General features: G+C 68.4%; 15 protein-coding genes and 1 tRNA gene. 4 read left to right on the top strand and 12 right to left on the bottom strand.

Going from position 1 to position 18,369, the window contains the following annotated elements:
• Window positions 1-35: 35 nt before the first annotated feature.
• From ACFULV_RS13050 to ACFULV_RS13005, 10 genes are all read right to left on the bottom strand, one after another.
• Window positions 36-539 carry a hypothetical protein gene (locus ACFULV_RS13050; RefSeq protein ID WP_378656129.1) on the bottom strand — a complete coding sequence of 168 codons (504 nt, stop codon included), beginning with the start codon at window positions 537-539 and terminating at the stop codon, window positions 36-38.
• Window positions 540-627: 88 nt separating this feature from the next.
• On the bottom strand, window positions 628-1,023 hold the full coding sequence (locus ACFULV_RS13045; protein ID WP_378627168.1) for a hypothetical protein: 396 nt from the start codon (window positions 1,021-1,023) through the stop codon (window positions 628-630).
• 86 nt (window positions 1,024-1,109) lie between these two features.
• Complete coding sequence (locus ACFULV_RS13040; RefSeq protein ID WP_378656126.1) at window positions 1,110-2,159, bottom strand: ferrochelatase; 1,050 nt, start codon at window positions 2,157-2,159, stop codon at window positions 1,110-1,112.
• Entirely contained in the window at window positions 2,159-2,995 is an 837-nt protein-coding gene (gene inhA / locus ACFULV_RS13035) for an NADH-dependent enoyl-ACP reductase InhA (protein WP_358181927.1), read from the bottom strand. The genes ACFULV_RS13040 and inhA overlap by 1 nt, the downstream gene beginning before the upstream one ends.
• A gap of 73 nt (window positions 2,996-3,068) precedes the next feature.
• Window positions 3,069-3,785 (bottom strand): 3-oxoacyl-ACP reductase FabG1, encoded by a 717-nt coding sequence (fabG1, locus tag ACFULV_RS13030; protein ID WP_378656124.1) that lies wholly within the window; start codon window positions 3,783-3,785, stop codon window positions 3,069-3,071.
• Window positions 3,786-3,869: 84 nt separating this feature from the next.
• Window positions 3,870-4,874 carry a VWA domain-containing protein gene (locus ACFULV_RS13025; RefSeq protein ID WP_056810311.1) on the bottom strand — a complete coding sequence of 335 codons (1,005 nt, stop codon included), beginning with the start codon at window positions 4,872-4,874 and terminating at the stop codon, window positions 3,870-3,872.
• Window positions 4,871-5,827, bottom strand: a complete 957-nt coding sequence (locus ACFULV_RS13020) for a DUF58 domain-containing protein (RefSeq protein ID WP_378627164.1) — start codon at window positions 5,825-5,827, stop codon at window positions 4,871-4,873. Before ACFULV_RS13020 ends, ACFULV_RS13025 begins: the two co-directional genes overlap by 4 nt.
• Before the next feature lie 23 nt (window positions 5,828-5,850).
• Window positions 5,851-7,011 (bottom strand): AAA family ATPase, encoded by a 1,161-nt coding sequence (locus tag ACFULV_RS13015; RefSeq protein ID WP_378627163.1) that lies wholly within the window; start codon window positions 7,009-7,011, stop codon window positions 5,851-5,853.
• Window positions 7,012-7,187: 176 nt separating this feature from the next.
• A complete protein-coding gene (locus tag ACFULV_RS13010) occupies window positions 7,188-8,612 on the bottom strand; it encodes an NlpC/P60 family protein (RefSeq protein WP_378627162.1) in 1,425 nt (474 codons plus the stop codon).
• A 265-nt stretch (window positions 8,613-8,877) separates the two neighbouring features.
• Window positions 8,878-9,429 carry a DUF6676 family protein gene (locus tag ACFULV_RS13005; RefSeq protein WP_378656121.1) on the bottom strand — a complete coding sequence of 184 codons (552 nt, stop codon included), beginning with the start codon at window positions 9,427-9,429 and terminating at the stop codon, window positions 8,878-8,880.
• A gap of 283 nt (window positions 9,430-9,712) precedes the next feature.
• Here ACFULV_RS13005 and acnA point away from each other — a divergent pair, with 283 nt between their 5' ends.
• From acnA to ACFULV_RS12990, 3 genes are all read left to right on the top strand, one after another.
• Entirely contained in the window at window positions 9,713-12,526 is a 2,814-nt protein-coding gene (gene acnA / locus ACFULV_RS13000; protein ID WP_378656119.1) for an aconitate hydratase AcnA, read from the top strand.
• Window positions 12,527-12,657: 131 nt separating this feature from the next.
• Window positions 12,658-13,227: a helix-turn-helix domain-containing protein gene (locus ACFULV_RS12995; RefSeq protein WP_358072240.1), complete on the top strand. Its 570-nt coding sequence runs from the start codon at window positions 12,658-12,660 to the stop codon at window positions 13,225-13,227.
• Window positions 13,228-13,244: 17 nt separating this feature from the next.
• Window positions 13,245-13,320 (top strand) — tRNA-Trp (locus tag ACFULV_RS12990).
• 69 nt (window positions 13,321-13,389) lie between these two features.
• Here ACFULV_RS12990 and ACFULV_RS12985 read toward each other — a convergent pair.
• Entirely contained in the window at window positions 13,390-13,890 is a 501-nt protein-coding gene (locus tag ACFULV_RS12985) for a MarR family winged helix-turn-helix transcriptional regulator (protein WP_378656117.1), read from the bottom strand.
• A 65-nt stretch (window positions 13,891-13,955) separates the two neighbouring features.
• On the opposite strand from ACFULV_RS12985, the gene ACFULV_RS12980 reads away from it, so the two are divergent.
• Window positions 13,956-14,450 (top strand): cupin domain-containing protein, encoded by a 495-nt coding sequence (locus tag ACFULV_RS12980; RefSeq protein ID WP_378656115.1) that lies wholly within the window; start codon window positions 13,956-13,958, stop codon window positions 14,448-14,450.
• Window positions 14,451-14,526: 76 nt separating this feature from the next.
• Here ACFULV_RS12980 and ACFULV_RS12975 read toward each other — a convergent pair whose 3' ends face one another.
• On the bottom strand, window positions 14,527-18,363 hold the full coding sequence (locus tag ACFULV_RS12975; protein WP_378656112.1) for a type I polyketide synthase: 3,837 nt from the start codon (window positions 18,361-18,363) through the stop codon (window positions 14,527-14,529).
• Window positions 18,364-18,369 lie beyond the last annotated feature (6 nt).

Here is an 18,369-nt window from a genome sequence, read left to right as displayed (position 1 = left end):
TCACCGAGTCCGGTGGCCACGCCGGAGCCGATCCGTCAGTGTCGGTAGGGCTGCTGGTACTGCGGCTGGTGTGGATACGGCATCTGCTGCGGATACGGCTGCTGCTGCGGATACGGCATCGGCTGCTGTTGCGGATACGGCTGCGGGTACTGACCCTGCGGATACTGCGGCGGGTACTGCGCCTGCGGGTAGCCGGGGCCGGACGGGTGCTGCTGCGGATACGGCTGCTGATATTGCGCCGGGTACGGCTGCGGCGCCATCTGCTGATGTGCCATGTGCTGTGGCGGCATCTGTTGTGGCGCAGCCTGATCGGAGGAACCACTGAACGTGCGGATCAGCACGACCAGCACGATCAGCACGACAACGCCGATGATCACGTACCAGACCCACTCCGGGATCCCGCCACCACCGACGCTGACGCTGCTACCGCCCCCACGACGGGCCAGCACCGACTCCGCATCGCCCGCGAGAATGCCGTCGCCGGTGAGAAGACCACCTCCCCGAGCCAGTGCGGTCAGCGTCATCTCGGCATGGTTCATCGGGCCCTCCCCGTAGCATCACCCGACCTTCGGGCGAAGGTCTGCGGCGATGCTAACGCAGGGATGCGCCGAAGGGGGAAGTGCCAGTTCAGAATCCGCCGAGGGCGACTTTGAGGTCGGGCACATCGAGCGACCTGAGCGTCGCGTCGCGGACCTGCGGGCAGGTGCGGATGGTGACGGTGTCGACGATGTGGCGGTTGTAGGCGATCGCGGCGTTGGCGACGGTGTCGTTGACCGTCCACAGCTTCATCGCGCCGGTGAACGCCACCCGCGCGACGCGCGGGCCCAGCGCCTTCCACGTCCCCTTCTGTCCGTCGAGGATGCCGCACAATTCCTCGACGGATGCCTGCGAGATCGTGGGCTCGGTGGGCTGCGGGGGCTGGGTCTGGTAGCCGGAGTCCCCGCCACAGCCGGTGAGACCGAGCGCGGCGGCGGTCAGCACCAGGGCGAACCCGGCGGCGCGGCGCGGCGTGGTCGAAATCATCGGAAATCCTCCGATCAGTCGAGCGCAACTGTGAAAAGGCTACTCCTCGAACCGGGGACTACCGGTGAATGGTTATCCGGTTGTGTTCAGCGCCGGACCGGGTGCGCGGGCGGTTCGCAGCAACCGAGGGCGCACAGGGCTCCGTCGACGGTGCAGCCGTACCCGGGGACCGTCCCGAGTTCACGCACCGGACCGGCGCTCACGCGTTCGGCGATCAGTTCGACGATCATCCGGGAGAACCGCGGATCGGTGCCGGGCGTCCCCGCCCGGGCGAAGGCCATGCCGAGCTCGGCGGCGCGGGTCGACGCTTCGTTGTCGAGGTCCCAGATCACCTCGAGATGATCGGAGACGAAACCGACCGGGCACACCACCACGGCGTCGATGCCCTTGCCGTGCAGCACATCCAGGTGGTCGACGATGTCGGGTTCGAGCCACGGTATCTGCGGCGACCCCGAGCGCGACTGCCACACCACGTCGTACTCGGCGAAACCGGTTGCCGCGGCACACAATCGGGCGGCTTCGGCGACCTGCCTGCTGTAGAGGCGGCCACCGTCGGCCGGCGGACCCGCCGACAGGTCGGCCGAGACCGGGATGGAGTGCGCCGTGAAGACCAGGCGCACTCCGTCGCGGCGCTCGGCCGGAATCTGTTGCACCGCAGCGGTGATCGCGTCGGCGAACGACTCGATCAGTAGTGGATGATCGAAGTACTGGCGCAGTTTCACCAGCTCCGGGGCACCGGCACCGACCGCCGTGCGGGCACGGGTGATGTCTTCGTCGTACTGGCGGCAACCGGAATACCCACCCCATGCCGACGTCGGGAAGACCAGTGCCGAGCGCACACCGTCGGCGGCCATCCGCGCGACCGTGTCCTCGACCATGGGATGCCAGTTGCGATTGCCGAAATAGACCGGCAGATCCAGCCCGGCATCGGCGAGGTCGGCCTCCAGCGCCGCGATGATCTGCTGATTCAACGCGTTGATCGGCGAGACCCCGCCGAAATGCAGGTAGTGCTGCGCGACCTCGGCGAGCCGTTCGGGGGGCACCCCACGGCCCCGAGTGACGTTCTCCAGAAAGGGGATCACGTCCTCGGGGCCCTCGGGACCACCGAAGGACAGCAGCAGCAGGGCGTCCGGCATCAGCTCAGGGACATGTTCTCCGGGAACCACATATTGTGGCTGGCGCCGCCGTCGACATAGATGATCGAGCCGGTGGTGGCGGGCAGCCAATCCGAGAGCAGCGCCACGATCGACTTGCCGACCGCGCGCGGATCGTTGCCGTCCCAGCCGATCGGCGACGCGCCGTCCCAGTACTGGTCGAGCTGGACGAGCTGCTTGGCATCGTCGGTCGCGGTGCCCGCGATGGCCTTGGCCGCGAGGGTCTTGATCGGGCCCGCGGCGATCAGGTTGGAGCGCACCTTCTTGGCCGCACCGACCTCACGCGCCACATAGCGGTTCACCGACTCCAGCGCCGCCTTGGACACGCCCATCCAGTTGTAGTACGGCATGGCCACGCGCGGATCGAAGTCCATGCCGACCAGCGAGCCGCCCTCGTTCATGACGGGGAGCACGGCGCGCGCGAGCGAGGCGTAGCTCCACGCGGAGATCTCGAACGACTTGGCGACATCGGGGCCGGGGCCCTCGAGGAACGGCAGGGAGCCGGGGCCCATGATCGAACGCGGCGCGAACGCGATGGAGTGCAGCGCGCCGTCGATGCCCTCGGGGGCCAGCTCACGCAGCTTCTCGGTGAGCGCGGCCAGGTCCTCTTCGTTGGTCACGTCGAGGCCGATGGCAGGCGGCACTTCCTGCGGCAGCCGCTTGGCGATGCGGTCGATGAGCCGCAGTCGGTCGGGAATACCGGTGATGATCACCCTCGCGCCCTGCTCCTGCGCGATCGCGGCCGCGTGGAACGCGATCGACGAATCGGTGATGATGCCGGTGACCAGGATGGTCTTGCCTTCGAGCAGTCCGCCCATGAGTTTTCGGTTCTCCTGAAATCAGTATGGTTGCCGCCACCTTGTCGGTGGCGCGGGGCGATCCGTTAGCGGATCAGTGACCCATGCCCATGCCGCCGTCGACCGGGATGACCGCGCCGGTGACATAGCGGGAGTCCTCGGAGGCGAGGAAGCTGACGACGGCGGCGATGTCTTCCGGCTGGCCGAGTCGCTGCAGCGGAATGAACTTCTTCGCCATGTCCTTCAGATCATCGGGCAGATCCTTGGTCATATCGGTCTCGATGAAACCGGGCGCGACCACGTTGGCGGTGATCGAGCGCGAACCCAGCTCACGACTGATCGAGCGGGCCATACCGATGACGCCGGCCTTCGAGGAGGCGTAGTTGATCTGTCCGGCCTGACCGCTCAGGCCGACCACGGAACCGAGGAAGATCAGTCGGCCCCAGCGACCCCGCAGCATGTTGCGGTTGGCGCGCTTGGCGCACCGGAAGGCGCCGGTCAGGTTGGCGTCGATGACCTTCGTGAACTGGTCCTCGGTCATGCGCATCAGCAGGGTGTCGTCGGTGATGCCCGCATTGGCGACCAGCACCTCGACCGGACCCTGGTGCTCCTCGACCTCGGTGAACGCACGATCGACCGAATCACTGTCGGTGACATCGCATTTCACACCGAACAGCCCCTCGGGCACCCCCGATCCGCGATGGGTGACGGCGACCTTGTGGCCGTCGGCCTGCAGACGCTGCGCGACCGCGAGACCGATACCGCGGTTACCGCCGGTGACCAGGACCGACCGGGATGTGACGTTCGACATAGGGTCCAACCTATCTGTTCCGATTCGTGCGCCCCGCGTCAGGGTCGCGCCGTTGCGACAGCTCACAACGCGGGGCGGTGGGAGCTAGGGCAGGCGTTGACGATAGAGCAAACTGACCACGACTCCCGCCGCGATGGCCAGCATGCCGAACAGCAGCCACGGCCTGCTCGCATCGCCGCGCGTGGTCTCGTAGCCGATCTGTTCCTCGAGGGTGTCGTAGACCGCGGTGAGTTCGGCCAGCGACGACGCGGTGTAGAAGTCGCCGCCGGACAGCTCGGCGATCTCGCGCAGCGAGTCGTTGTCGACCGGCACCTTCACCCGCTGTGAACCCTTGCCGTCGGAGTCCGGGATCTCGACCGTGCCCCATTCGGTGCCGAAGGAGATCGTCGAGACCGGGATGCCCTTGTTCTTGGCCAGGCGCGCGGCGGTGAAACCGTGCCGCGGGTTGTCGACGTCCTTGTCGTCGGGCACGGTCTGCTTGCCGTCCGACATCAGCACCACCCGCGCGGGCGGTGGCGTCTCGGCGCCACCGAGGACGGCGGCCAGGGTGTCGATGGACTGCAGGGCCGTGAGGACGCCCTCGCCGGTGGCGGTGCGCTCGGCCAGCTTGATGTTGTCGATCGAGTGCTTGACCGCCTCGCGGTTGGTCGTCGGCGACACCATCACCGAGGCCGTGCCCGCGAACGTGACGAAACCGAGGTTGATACCGGGCGTCAGACCGTCGACGAAATCCTTGCCTGCCTTCTGCGCGACCTGCAACCTGTTCGGCTCCACGTCGGTGGCTTCCATCGACAGCGAAACATCCATCACCAGAACAACAGTCGCGCGGTTACGCGGCACCTTCTGCACGGCGGTCGGACCGGCCGCGGCGATCGTCAGCAGGACCAGGCCCGCCAGGATCAACGCGATCGGGACATGGCGCATCGGGCTCGGTCGCGACGGGGCGACCCGCTCCAGGATGGCCATGTTGCCGAACTGCAGCATCCGCTTGTGCCGGGCGCGCTGCACGAGCACGTAACCGAGCACGAGCAGGGCGACGACCGCGAGGAAACCGAGCCAGACGACGGCCGTGAAATGCGAAATACTCACTGGCGAGGCACCCGCCCGCTCGGGGCGCCGAGGCTGTGGCGCCGGGTGGACACGAACCGGACCACGTCGGCGATCCAGTCCCGATCGGTCTGCAGGGTGAGCACCGGCGCCCCGCAGCTGCGCAGCGCCTGCGCCACCTGCTCACGCTGGGCTCGGGCCGCGGCCGCGAAATCGGCGCGCAGCGTGGGAGTGACGCTGAACTCGCGGGTGCGGCCCGATTCGGGATCGTGCAGCACCACGTCGCCGCCGTCGGGCAGCGCGACATCGAGGGGGTCGAGCACTTCCACGGCGAGCAGGTCGTGGCGGGCGGAGATCGCGCGCAGGGAGCGCTGCCAGTCGACGTCACCGAGGAAGTCGCTGATCACCACGGCCAGACCGCGTTTGCGTTGCGGACGGCGCAGCGATTCGATTCCGGCCTTGAGATCGCCGCGCACGCCGTCGCGGGCGTGCGGGGTGGTGGCGATGCCGCGCAGCAGGGTCTGGGCGTGCATGCGTCCGCTGCGCGCGGGGATGCGTACCAGATCCTGACCGGTCGCGACGACCGCGCCGATCCGGTTGCCGCCCCCGGAGGTGAGGTGGGTGATCGCCGCGGCCGCCGCGATCGCCAGATCGCGTTTGTGTACCCGGCCGGTGCCGAAGTCCAGGCTCGACGACAGGTCGACGACGAGCCATGTCTCGAGCTCGCGGTCGGCGATCATCTGCCGCACATGCGGATGGGTGGTGCGGGCGGTGACCGACCAATCCATCTGCCGCACATCGTCGCCCGGCTGGTACAGCCGTGCCTCCCCCGGTTCCGAACCCGGTCCGGGGATCAGCCCCTGGTGGTCGCCGTGCAGCACGCCGTCGAGGCGGCGCCGCACGGTCAACTCGAGGGTCTTGAGCGCGGCGGCCAGCTTCGGGTCGGTCAGTTCACCGGCACGGAACGACGGCGGAGCGTGAGACGACACGGGCACGCGGACAACGGGTTCCGGCGCACTCACTGGGGCGCGACGGAGCCGGCGGGCTGGGACTGCTGCCCGTTCACCGCCTGCGGCACAGGCTGCTGCTGGGGCGGCTGGGGCACCGGCGGCTGCTGCTGTGCGGCCTGGCCGTTGGCCTGCGGGGCGACCTGTGGCAGGCCGACCGTCTGGAGCACGCGCTTGATGACGTCCTCGGGCGAAACCTCGTCGGCCAGTGCGTCGTACGACAGCACCAGACGGTGACGCAGCACGTCCGGGATGACCTCGACGACATCCTGCGGAACCACGTAGTCGCGGCCACGGATCAGCGCGACCGAGCGCGCCGCGGCGATGATGCCCAGGCTCGCGCGGGGGGACGCGCCGTAGGAGATCCAGCTGGCCACATCGTCCATGCCGAAGTCGGCGGGCGTGCGGGTCGCGGTGATCACGCGGACCACGTAGTCGACGAGCGCGTGGTGCACGAAGACGTTGGCGGCCACCTTCTGCAGGCGGATGATGTCCTCGGGGTCGAGGATCTGGTTCGGCTCGGGCGCGCTCACACCCATCCGGTAGATGATCTCGCGCTCTTCCTCGACCGAGGGGTAGTCCACGACGACCTTGAACAGGAAGCGGTCGCGCTGCGCCTCGGGCAGCGGGTACACGCCCTCGCTCTCGATCGGGTTCTGGGTGGCCATGACCAGGAACGGATCGGGCATCGGGTAGGTCTTGCCGCCGATCGACAGCTTGCGCTCGGCCATCACCTCGAGCAGTGCCGACTGCACCTTGGCGGGCGCGCGGTTGATCTCGTCGGCGAGCACGAAGTTCGCGACGACCGGGCCGAGCTCGGTGTCGAATTCCTCGCGGCCCTGCCGGTAGATGCGGGTACCGATGAGGTCGGTCGGCACCAGGTCCGGGGTGAACTGCACCCGGGAGAACGAGCCGCCGACGACCTTGGCGAAGGTTTCCACCGCAAGAGTCTTCGCGACGCCCGGCACACCTTCGAGCAACACGTGTCCGCGCGCCAGAACGCCCACGAGCAAACGCTCGACGAGCCGGTCCTGACCGACGATAACCCGCTTGACCTCGTAGATCGCCTTCTCGAGAGTCTGGACGTCACGCTCCAGGGTGCTCGGCGTGGCCGTACCGGCGTCCTTCGCCAGCTTCGGCCCGCTCACACCTTCCGTCGAAGTCACCAACATCCCCGCTTTCGCTTTGGTCCTGTGCGTGCGGCACCAACTATTCCATTGAATCGCCCGGTGCGCCGCAACCGGCCAGTACTAGACGGGGATTCGTCATGCTCGTGACACCGCTCACGCGCGGCGGCGAATGTGGCGCAAGCTGCATCGATCGCGGCCCTACCAGCGGCGATGGCCGCTCAGTCGGTGACGATGCGGACCGCGTACGGCATGATGCCGTCTTCGCGGACCGGGGAAATCTTCACGACATCCCCGGATTCAGGGGCCTCGATCATCTTGCCGTTGCCCAGATACATCGCCACGTGGGCGCTGCCGCCGGGACCCCAGAACAGCATGTCGCCGCGTTCGCGGTCCTCGACGTCGACCCGGGTGCCCGCGTTGTACTGGTAGCCGCTGTAGTGCGGCAGCGACACGCCGATGCCGGCGAAGGCGTAGAGCATCAGGCCCGAGCAGTCGAAGCCGACCTTGTTGAAGTCACCGTGGGCGTCGCCGGTGCCGCCGTCGCGGATGCCGAGGGTGGGACCGTCCTCGTCGCCGCCGCCCCAGGCATAGGTGACGCCGAGTTGCGACATCGCGCGGTCGACCACCGTTTCGATCGCGGCCGAACCGGTGACCTGCGGTTGCGAGGGTCGCGGCTTGGTTCGGCGCGGGGAGGCCGGGGTCGACTCGAGGTCGGTGTGCGGGCGCTGGCCCTCGTTGAGCTGGGCGGCGCGGTCGCGCGCGGCCTTGTCGGCGGCGGCGCGCGAGGCGGCGGCGTTGGCGGCGGCCAGCAGGGCCATCACCTCGGCTTCGCGTTGGTCGTCCCAGGCCAGGAAGATCTCGCGCTGGCTCTGCAGCCCGGCGACGGTCGAGCGGGCGACGTCGAGGGCGGACTGGGCCGCGCTGCGGTCGCGACGCAGGTTGTCGCGAGCCACGGCCTGGGTGTCGAATTCGGATTTCGCGATGTTCACCGCGGCTTGGGCGGCGTCGCGCTTCTGCTCAGCCCCGGCGGCGGCGTTGTCGGCGTCGGTCTTGGCCTGCCGCGCGGCGGAGTTCTGGTTGGCCTGGGCGACCTGGGCGCGGCGCAAGCCGTCCAGGACCTGTCGCTGGTTCTTCGACACCATGCCGAGTACCTGCGCGCGATCCATCGCGGCGTCGGGGGTCGAGGAGGCGAGGTAGGTGACGACCGAACTGTTGGCGGGACGCACGTACGCCTGGGTGGCGACCTGATCGAAATCCTGGCGTGCCGCACCGACTTTCACGCCCGCGTCGGCCAGCTGGGTCTGGCTGTCGGTAACGGCGGCCGCGGCCGCGTCGGCGGCGTCGCGCGCGGTCTGCAGGTCGACGAGTGCCTGGTTGACCGCTTCCCGTTTGCCCGCGAGCTGGTCGTCGAGTTCGCGTAACTGCTGATCGGCCGCGGCGACGCGATTGATCAGCACGCCGATCTCACTGACCCGCGCGTCGACTTGGGCGCCCGCCCCGGCGATCTCACCGTCGGACGGATTGGGTGGAGGGGGTGGCACAGCAGCGACCGGTCCCGCGGCGAGCAGCACTGCCACCACCGCCAGCAAACCGATCGCTATTCGTAATAGACCTGGTTCGTCCTGCCTGCCCGCACTGCGCACGGCACCTCCGAGTATCTCGACTCGACATACGCCACCGGCGCATCAGCCGAAACACCGACCACAAGAGTCGACCAATGCCCCCTGTACCACTGCATTCACGATCGCGTTCATCGCAACCGTACGACACATAGTTCTCAAAGGAAACATCCGTCACAGTGGGGCGCGGCATCAATTCATAGATTGCTCGGAATTAGCCTGACGAAGGACAGCTTTCTACCCCAGAAAACAGACCGCTGGTCCGGAAATGTGACTGCAGTGAAACCGGTTAGTTGGTGGAACCCGCATCGACGCGCGAGGACGTGGGGGCCACTGGTGCGTCCACCTCGGGACCGCGGCGAACCTTCACCAGGTACAGCCCGGCGATCACGAGCACCATCAGCGTCAGCAACACCGTGGTGATGGCGCCCCAGGAAACGCCCTCCGGCTGCTCGAGCCGGTCGACGAAGGCCTGCACGGCCTCTTCGGGGTGGTTGCCCTTGTACTTGGCCGCGTCCTCGGCCCATTCCAGCCGCACCCGGCTGATGGTGTCGCTGTAGGTGCCCAGCCAGTCGTCGCTGAACACGGCGACAGTGCCGTGGGTGTTCTCGCCGACCTCGGTGGCCAGGTCACGTAGGCTCGAGTCGTGGCCGGGATTACCGGGAACGATGACGACGCTGAGCGGGATCCCCTCGGATCGCGCCTGCGCGACGATCGCCGCCAGTTTCTCCTGATCCTGACCCTTGGGGGCCGCGACGTGATTGTCGGCGAGGTCGGACGCGACGCTGCTCAGCACGGTGTTCGGCGGCAGTTCGGCCGCCATCGGCGCAAAAGTGGTCATCTTCCATCCGGTCTGTCGAGCCACGATCGCCGGTGTCGCGACGGGCGTCCAACACTGCCAAGGTGAGCGTCACTGCGTCTTCCCCGACTTCGCTCGTCAGGCACAGTACGCGACTCGGCGCCCGGCTACGCCTGCGCGGCACCACCGACGGCCCCCGCGTATTTCATAGGACAAGCGTACTGTTAGGATCGTACGGCGAGGAAACAGGCATCTCACGGTGCCGGATACCCCCTCCGAAGACGCGAGTCGCCGGCACAGCCCCGCCGGCGGCACACCCTCACACATGAGTGGAGCTGACGTGACGAAGATTGATACCTTCGGCGCCAAGGGCACGCTCGAGGTCGGAAGCAACTCCTACGAGATCTTCCGTCTCTCGGCTGTTCCCGGCACCGAGAAGCTGCCCTACGCCCTGAAGGTGCTGGCAGAAAACCTGCTGCGCACCGAGGACGGCGCGAACATCACCGCCGATCACATCCGCGAGATCGCGAACTGGGACCCCTCGGCACAGCCGAGCGTCGAGATCCAGTTCACCCCCGCGCGCGTGATCATGCAGGACTTCACCGGCGTGCCCTGCATCGTCGACCTGGCCACCATGCGTGAGGCCGTCACCGTCCTCGGTGGCGACCCGAGCAAGGTCAACCCGCTCTCGCCCGCCGACATGGTCATCGACCACTCGGTGATCCTCGACGTCTTCGGCCGCGCCGACGCGCTGGAGCGCAACGTCGACCTCGAGTACGAGCGCAACGGCGAGCGTTACCAGTTCCTGCGCTGGGGCCAGGGCGCCTTCGACGACTTCAAGGTCGTCCCCCCGGGCATGGGCATCGTCCACCAGGTCAACATCGAGTACCTGGCCCCCACGGTCATGGTCCGCAACGGCCAGGCCTACCCCGACACCTGTGTCGGCACCGACTCGCACACCACCATGGTCAACGGCCTCGGTGTGCTGGGCTGGGGCGTCGGCGGCATCGAGGCCGAGGCCGCGATGCTGGGCCAGCCGGTCTCCATGCTGATCCCGCGCGTGGTCGGCTTCAAGCTGACCGGTGAGATCAAGCCGGGCGTCACCGCCACCGACGTGGTGCTCACCGTCACCGAGCAGCTGCGCAAGCACGGCGTCGTCGGCAAGTTCGTCGAGTTCTACGGCAAGGGCGTCTCCGAGGTCCCCCTCGCCAACCGCGCCACCCTGGGCAACATGAGCCCCGAGTTCGGTTCCACCGCCGCGATCTTCCCGATCGACGAAGAGACCATCAACTACCTGCGCCTGACCGGCCGCAGCGACGAGCAGCTCGCGCTCGTCGAGGCGTACGCCAAGGAACAGGGCATGTGGCACGACCCCGAGCGCGAGCCGGTGTACTCGGAGTACCTCGAGCTCGATCTCGGCAGCGTCGTGCCCTCGATCGCGGGCCCGAAGCGTCCCCAGGACCGCATCCTGCTCAGCGACTCCAAGAGCGCGTTCCGCTCCGACATCGTCAACTACGTCGGCGAAGGTGAGCTCACCGCGCTGGACGAGGGTGTCGACGAGTCCTTCCCGGCCTCGGACTCGACCGCTGTGTCCGCGTCCGCCGCCGACGACACCTACACCCCCGCGCACTCGGCGGCCAACGGTGCCAAGGGTCGTCCGTCCAAGCCGATCGAGGTCGTCGGCGAGGACGGCAACAAGTTCGTCCTCGATCACGGCGCGGTAGTCGTCGCGGGTATCACCTCCTGCACCAACACCTCCAACCCGTCGGTCATGCTCGGCGCCGCCCTGCTCGCCCGCAACGCGGTGGAGAAGGGTCTCGCGACCAAGCCGTGGGTGAAGACCAACATGGCGCCGGGTTCGCAGGTCGTCACCGACTACTACGAGAAGGCCGGTCTGTGGCCCTACCTGGAGAAGCTGGGCTTCTTCGTCGGTGGCTACGGCTGCACCACCTGCATCGGCAACACCGGTCCGCTGCCCGAGGCGATCTCGGCCGCGATCAACGACAACGACCTCTCGGTCACCGCGGTGCTCTCGGGTAACCGCAACTTCGAGGGTCGCATCTCCCCCGACGTGAAGATGAACTACCTGGCCTCCCCGCCGCTGGTCATCGCGTACGCGCTCGCGGGCACGATGGACTTCGACTTCGAGACCGACGCGCTGGGTCAGGACACCGACGGCAACGATGTCTTCCTGAAGGACATCTGGCCGTCCGCCCAGGAGATCGACGACACCATCAAGACGTCGATCAGCCAGGACATGTTCCGCAACTCCTACGCCACCATCTTCGATGGTGACAAGCGCTGGCAGGGTCTGGCGACCCCGGAGGGCGACACCTTCGCGTGGGACGAGAAGTCGACCTACGTGCGCAAGGCGCCGTACTTCGACGGCATGTCGATGGACCCGTCCCCCGTCACCGACATCTCCGGCGCTCGCGTGCTGGCGCTGCTGGGCGACTCGGTCACCACCGACCACATCTCCCCGGCGGGCCCGATCAAGCCCGGCACCCCGGCCGCGCAGTACCTCGACGCCAACGGTGTGGCCCGCAAGGACTACAACTCGCTGGGCTCGCGTCGCGGTAACCACGAGGTCATGATCCGTGGCACGTTCGCCAACATCCGGCTGCGCAACCAGCTGCTCGACGATGTCTCGGGTGGTTACACCCGCGACTTCACCCAGGACGGTGGCCCGCAGGCGTTCATCTACGACGCCTCGCAGAACTACCAGGCCGCGGGCATCCCGCTGGTCGTGCTCGGTGGCAAGGAATACGGTTCGGGCTCCTCGCGTGACTGGGCCGCCAAGGGCACCAGCCTGCTGGGCGTGAAGGCCGTCATCACCGAGTCGTTCGAGCGCATCCACCGCTCCAACCTGATCGGCATGGGCGTTGTGCCGCTGCAGTTCCCGGCCGGCCAGTCGGCCGCGTCGCTGGGCCTGACCGGCACCGAGACCTTCGACATCGCGGGGATCACCGCCCTCAACGAGGGTGTCACCCCCAAGACCGTCAAGGTCACCGCCACCGCGGAAGACGGCAAGGTCACCGAGTTCGACGCGGTCGTGCGCATCGACACCCCCGGTGAGGCCGACTACTACCGCAACGGCGGCATCCTGCAGTACGTGCTGCGCAACATGATCCGCGGCTAACTGCTCGATCCGGTGGCGTGACATCGTGAGGTGTTGCGCCACAAGGGCATTCGTTTGCCCGTGAATAATGCGACAGCCCCCGTCTCGGTTCGCCGGGGCGGGGGTCCGTGTATCCGCTAGTTGGAGGAATCATGCCCAAGGTCAGCGACGACCACCTCGCCGCGCGCCGCAGCCAGATCCTCGACGGTGCACGACGCTGCTTCGCCGAATACGGCTATGACGGCGCCACCGTGCGCCGCCTGGAAGAGGCCATCGGCCTGTCCCGCGGCGCGATCTTCCACCATTTCCGTGACAAGGACGCTCTCTTCTTCGCCCTGGCCAAGGACGACGCCGAACGCATGGCCGAAGTCGCCGCCAACCAGGGCATCGTCCAGGTGATGCGCGATATGCTCGCCCGCCCGGAGGAATTCAACTGGCTGGGCACCCGCCTCGAGATCGCGCGCCGAGTCCGCACCGACCCCGAATTCCGCGCGGGCTGGACCCAGCGTTCGGCCGAACTGACCGCCGCGACGCTGGCCCGCCTGGAGCGTCGCAAGGCCGCCGGAGCCCTGCGCGACGACGTCCCCACCGACGTCCTGCTCGGCTACCTCGACCTGGTTCTCGACGGCCTCATCGCCCGCATCGCCTCGGGTCACACCAACGAAAACCTTTCCGCCGTACTGGATCTCGTCGAAGCCTCGGTGCGGCGCAAGGAATCCTGAGTTAGGCTCGGCGTGGCCATGGAGTAGTTCAGCAGGTAGAACGCCGACTCCACCGGACGGATGTCGCGGGTTCGATTCCCGCCTCCATGGCCACCGAACTTTCTCCGATTGCGCGCGGCGGGATCATCACGAGGCGCCCTTTCCCCGGCCGGGATCGGCAGGTCAGCTCGCCCACCCATCGAGCAGGGTTCGCGAGATCCGGTCCAGGGCGGCACGATCCGCGGGCGTCAACACCGACAGCATCGCCGTCTCGTTCTCGGTGTGTGCCACGACCACCGTGTCGACCAGCGCCCGGCCCTGCCCGGTGAGCGCCACCCGCACGGCGCGGCGATCCTCGCGGTCGGCGATGCGGCGGACCAGGCCCGCCACTTCGAGCCGGTCGATACGGCCGGTCATCCCCGCACGCGACAGCATCAAGGTGTCGGCGAGTACCGACGGGTTGAGCTCGAAGGGCGAACCCGAACGGCGTAGCGCCGCAAGCACATCGAACTCACCGCGCTGCAAACCGTGTGCGGTGAACACGCTTTCGATCCGTGCCGTGGCGATGGTCATCAGCCTGCCGAGCCTGCCGAAGACCGCCATCGCCTCGAGTTCCAGCTCGGGTCGCTCCCGCTGCCACTGCTCCGTGATCACATCCACCACGTCCGGTTCGCGTTCATCCATGGACACGATTCTATTCGCTGGGATATAGTTCGGTAGCGAATTATCAACCGACGAACGGAATGGTCATGACGAACACCCGCGACATCGCCCTCTGCCTGCCCGAGGATGCCGAGACGCTGGGCACCGAAAACGTGCGGATGCGCCTGCTCACCGACGCGAACGCCAGCGACGGTGCGGTGAGCACGCTCGAGGTCACCATGGCGCGGGGTGCCGACGGCGCCGCTCCGCACTTCCACACCCGCTCCGACGAGCTGTTCTACGTCGCCGACGGCGAACTCCAGGTCATGGCGGGCGATCGCATCCTCACCGTCGGCGCGGGCGGCTCGCTGGTCGTCCCGCGGCAGATGCCGCACGCCTTCGGCGCGACTCCGGACAGCGGCGCGCGCATCCTCATCGCCCTGATGCCCGGCGTCCAGCGCTTCGAGTACTTCCGTCTGCTCGATCGGCTCATCCACGGCGACGCCACCCATGAGGAATTCGTCGCCGCCCAGGAGGAATTCGACAACCACTTCGTCGACGCGCCCGCGTGGTGGGACGAGCGCAATGCCCACCGGGCCTGACGCCGGGCACCCGGCGAACCCCGTTGCCGCCGTACCGGACCTGATCGAGGACGCGGCACGGCGGCGGGACACCGCTCTACGCCGTCAGCATCTCCGTCAGATGATCGGCGATCGCGACAACGGTCGGCTGCTGCCAGAAGACGGTGGCCTGCAATTTGTGGCCGAACCGCTTCTCGAGCTTCTTGCGAATGGTCACCGTCATCACCGAATCGAGTCCCTGTTCCAGCAGCGGACGCCGCGGATTCAGATCCGCCGGATCGGGCAAGCGCATCTCCGCGGCGATCGTGCCCGACACCTCCGCCGCGATCAGCTCCCGCACCTGCTCGGTGGTCAGGTTCTCCAGCGACAGCACCGGACCGGACAGCGCCGAGCCGGCCGCTGAATCGTCCTCGGCCGGGCGGTCGATGACCGGATACTCCATTCCGGTGACCCGGGCGATCACCGTGCCGTCCACCGTCGCGACCAACCCGTCCACGACATCGGTGCGCTTCGGATCCAGGGCGACCTCGATGATCACCTCGTCGGCCGGCTCACCGGCGCAGCGCACGTCATCGATCTGGACCACCATCCGCAGGACCGGTTCGCCGCCGAACGCGGCGGGCGCGATCGACATCACCGCATCGAGTACCGGTGCCCAGGTGGCGCTGCCGCCTGCCGCGACGCGCACTCGCGCGCGCACCACGTCGGCGCCGAAGAGCAATTCCTCGACACGCCACTCGAACCCGGTTTCCGGCACCCCGACCGCGGCCAGGCGCTGATGGACCACACCCGGTTCGACCGGGAACATCCGGCGTGCCGCCGGGTCGTCCAGGGCCGTGGGCAGCGGCACCCCGGCTTCGACCGGCACCGACGACGCCTCGGCGTGGATCAGCCAGGCGGCTTCCCGCTCGGGGTCCTCCCCCGGTGTCCGCGACGCGATCCGCAGCAGCCCACGATCCGGATCGTGCACGACCTGCACCTCACGCTCACCGTCGGTCAGCAGGGGATGCCGCATCGCCACTCCGGCGAGCTCGATCGCGGCGTCACCGAGCGCACCGGCCTGCCGGAAGGTCTCGACCAGCACGGCGGCGGGCACGATCTCGGCGCCGTTGAGAGCGTGGCTGCCCGGATAGGGGCGGTTCTCGTCCACCAGCACCGTGTTCCAGATCCGCAGATCGCTCCCGGCGACGGTGCTCGAGGTGCCGAGCAGGGTGTGCGAGGCCGCCGCGTGCCCCTGGCCGGGCACCCGACCGGCCACCGAGGGCGCGTGCCACAGCTGACGCCCCTGCCATGCGTAGCCGGGCAGGTCCGCCTGTGCCGCGGGCGGCTGCAAACGGTCCAGGTCGACGAGCAGTCCCCGGCAGTGCACGGTGCCGAGCGCGGCCAGGAAAGCCTGCTGCTCGGGAACGTCGCGACGCAAGGTCGTGCCGACGAACGCGTCGTCGATTCCGCTCTCGCCGAGCGTTTCCCGAATCGAGTGGGCGACGACCGGGTGCGGCGAGATCTCGAGGAAGTCGCGGAATCCGTCGGCCAGCGCGGCCTCGATCGCGCCCGCCAACCGCACGGGGTTTCGCAGGTTCGCGACCCAGTACTCGGCGTCGGTCGCCGGTTCGGCACGAGCGTCGAGCAGCGCGGTCGAGTACATCCGCACCGAATGCGGGCGATACTCCAGGTCGGCGCCCGCCGCCGCGAGCTCGGCGAGCAGCGGGTCCATGTGCGGACTGTGGAACGCCACATCGGAGGCGACGCGGCGCACCCCGATCCCGTCGTCGGGCCACTGCGCCAGCACCTCCTCGATCGCGCTCGGGTCACCGGACAGCACACTCGACACGGTCGATGACGCGATCGCGGCGACCAGATCAGTTCTGCCGCCGAGCTTTTCGTCGGCATCCTGCAACGGCACCGTCACCATCGCCATCGCTCCGTTGCCCGCGACCCGGCGCAGCAGGATCGAGCGCCGGCAGATCAGCCGGGCGCCGTCGGCGAGCGGCAGCGCCCCGCTGGCCACGGCGGCGGCGATCTCACCGACGGAGTGGCCGATGATGGCGTCCGGGCTCACCCCGTAGGCCCGCCACATCGCGGCCAGACCCGTCTGCATCACGAAGATCATGGTCTGGATCCGGTCGACGCCGTCGATCTCGTCGTCGATCAGTACCTGTCGCGGCGAGAAGCCGATCTCGGCCAGGAAGATCGGCTCCACCTCGTCGACCACCGCCGCGAACTCGGGCACGGCGAGCAGCTCGCGTCCCATTCCGCGCCACTGTGAACCGTGTCCGGAGAAGACCCACACCAGGCCCTTACCGAATTCGGCGGCCACGGTTCCCGTCACGACGCCGGGGTCCGGCCGTGCGGCGGCCAGTTCCCGCAGTCGTGCGATCAACTCGTGCTCGTCGCGGGCCACCACGGCCGCGTTGTGGTTCAGCCGCGACCGGTGATGGGACAGGGTGCGGCCGACCGCGTCGAGCGACACCGCGCCCGCCCGGTCGCTGACCCACTCCGCGAGCCGATCCGCGTACGCGCGCAGGGCGGCATCGGAGGCCGCCGAGAGCGGAAACAGCCGGAGCCCGTCGAGCTCGGTGCGCGGCGGCGCGACCGGTGGCAGGGGCGCGGTGGGCGCTTCCTCCAGCACCAGGTGCGCGACGGTGCCGCCGTAGCCGAAGCCCGACACACCCGCGCGCCGCGGACTGCTGCCCTCGGACCACGAGGTGTGCTCGGTGGCGAGCCGAATACCCGAAGTGTCCCAGGGGATGTCCGGATTGAGCTCGGTCGACAGCGGCGTGCGCGGGATCTCGGCGTGCCGCAACGCCAGCACCGTCTTGATCACACTGGCCACGCCCGCGGCCCCCTCGAGGTGGCCGATGTTCGATTTCACCGACCCGATCAGGCAGGGGTCACCGACCGGACGCACCGATCCGTAGACCGAGGCGAGCGCCTCGGCTTCCATCGGGTCGCCCAATCTGGTGCCGGTGCCGTGCGCCTCGACGAAATCGACAGTGGCCGGGTCGATTCCGGCGTGCCGGCAGGCCCGCGCCATGACGTGGGCCTGCGCTTCGCCCGACGGTGCCATGATCCCGTTGGTCCGGCCGTCCTGATTCACCGAACTGCCCCGGATGAGCGCGAGCACCTCGTCGCCCGCGCGCTGCGCGCTGTCCAGGCGGCGCAGCACCACGACGCCGCAGCCCTCGCCACGGCCGTAACCGTCGGCCGAGGCGTCGAAGGCCTTGCTGCGGCCGTCGGGGGCGAGCGCGCCCGCCGCGTCGAGGGTGATCGTCTGGCCGGGGGTGACGATCAGATTCACCCCGCCCACGATCGCCAGGTCGCACTCACCGTTGCGCAGGCTCTGGGAGGCCAGGTGCAGCGCCACCAGCGAGGCCGAGCACGCCGTGTCCACCGCGATGCTCGGTCCGCGCAGATCGAACGAGTGCGACAACCGGTTGGCGACCGCACAGGTCGCCGCGCCGATGCCGGTCCACGCCTCGATGCTGGCCAGGTCCTCCAGCATCAGCGCGCCGTAGTCACCCGTGCAGACGCCGACGAACACACCGGTCTCGCTGCCCGCGAGTTCTCGCGGCGCGATCCCGGCCTGCTCGAGCGCATCCCAGGTGACCTCGAGCAGCAACCGCTGCTGCGGGTCCATCAGCGAGGCCTCGCGCGGGGAGATGCCGAAGAATTCCGCGTCGAAGCGCTCGATCTCGTCGAGGAAGCTGCCACGGGTCACGGTGTTCTGGATGGCGGTCGCGAATTGTGGTGTGCGGTGCCGATATCGCGACCAGCGCTGCGGCGGTATCTCGCCGTAGGTGTCGCGCCCGGCCGAGAGCAGTTGCCAGAAGTCGGCGGGGGAACCGACGCCGCCGGGGAAGCGACAGCCGATGCCGATCACCGCCACCGGATCGACCGGGGTGTGGGAGGCGTTGTCGGAGACTGGGTGGGGCATAGCGTT

Source organism: Nocardia sp. NPDC057272 (assembly GCF_042668615.1).
Taxonomy (GTDB): domain Bacteria; phylum Actinomycetota; class Actinomycetes; order Mycobacteriales; family Mycobacteriaceae; genus Nocardia.
This window is presented reverse-complemented; position numbering and strand designations above follow the sequence as displayed.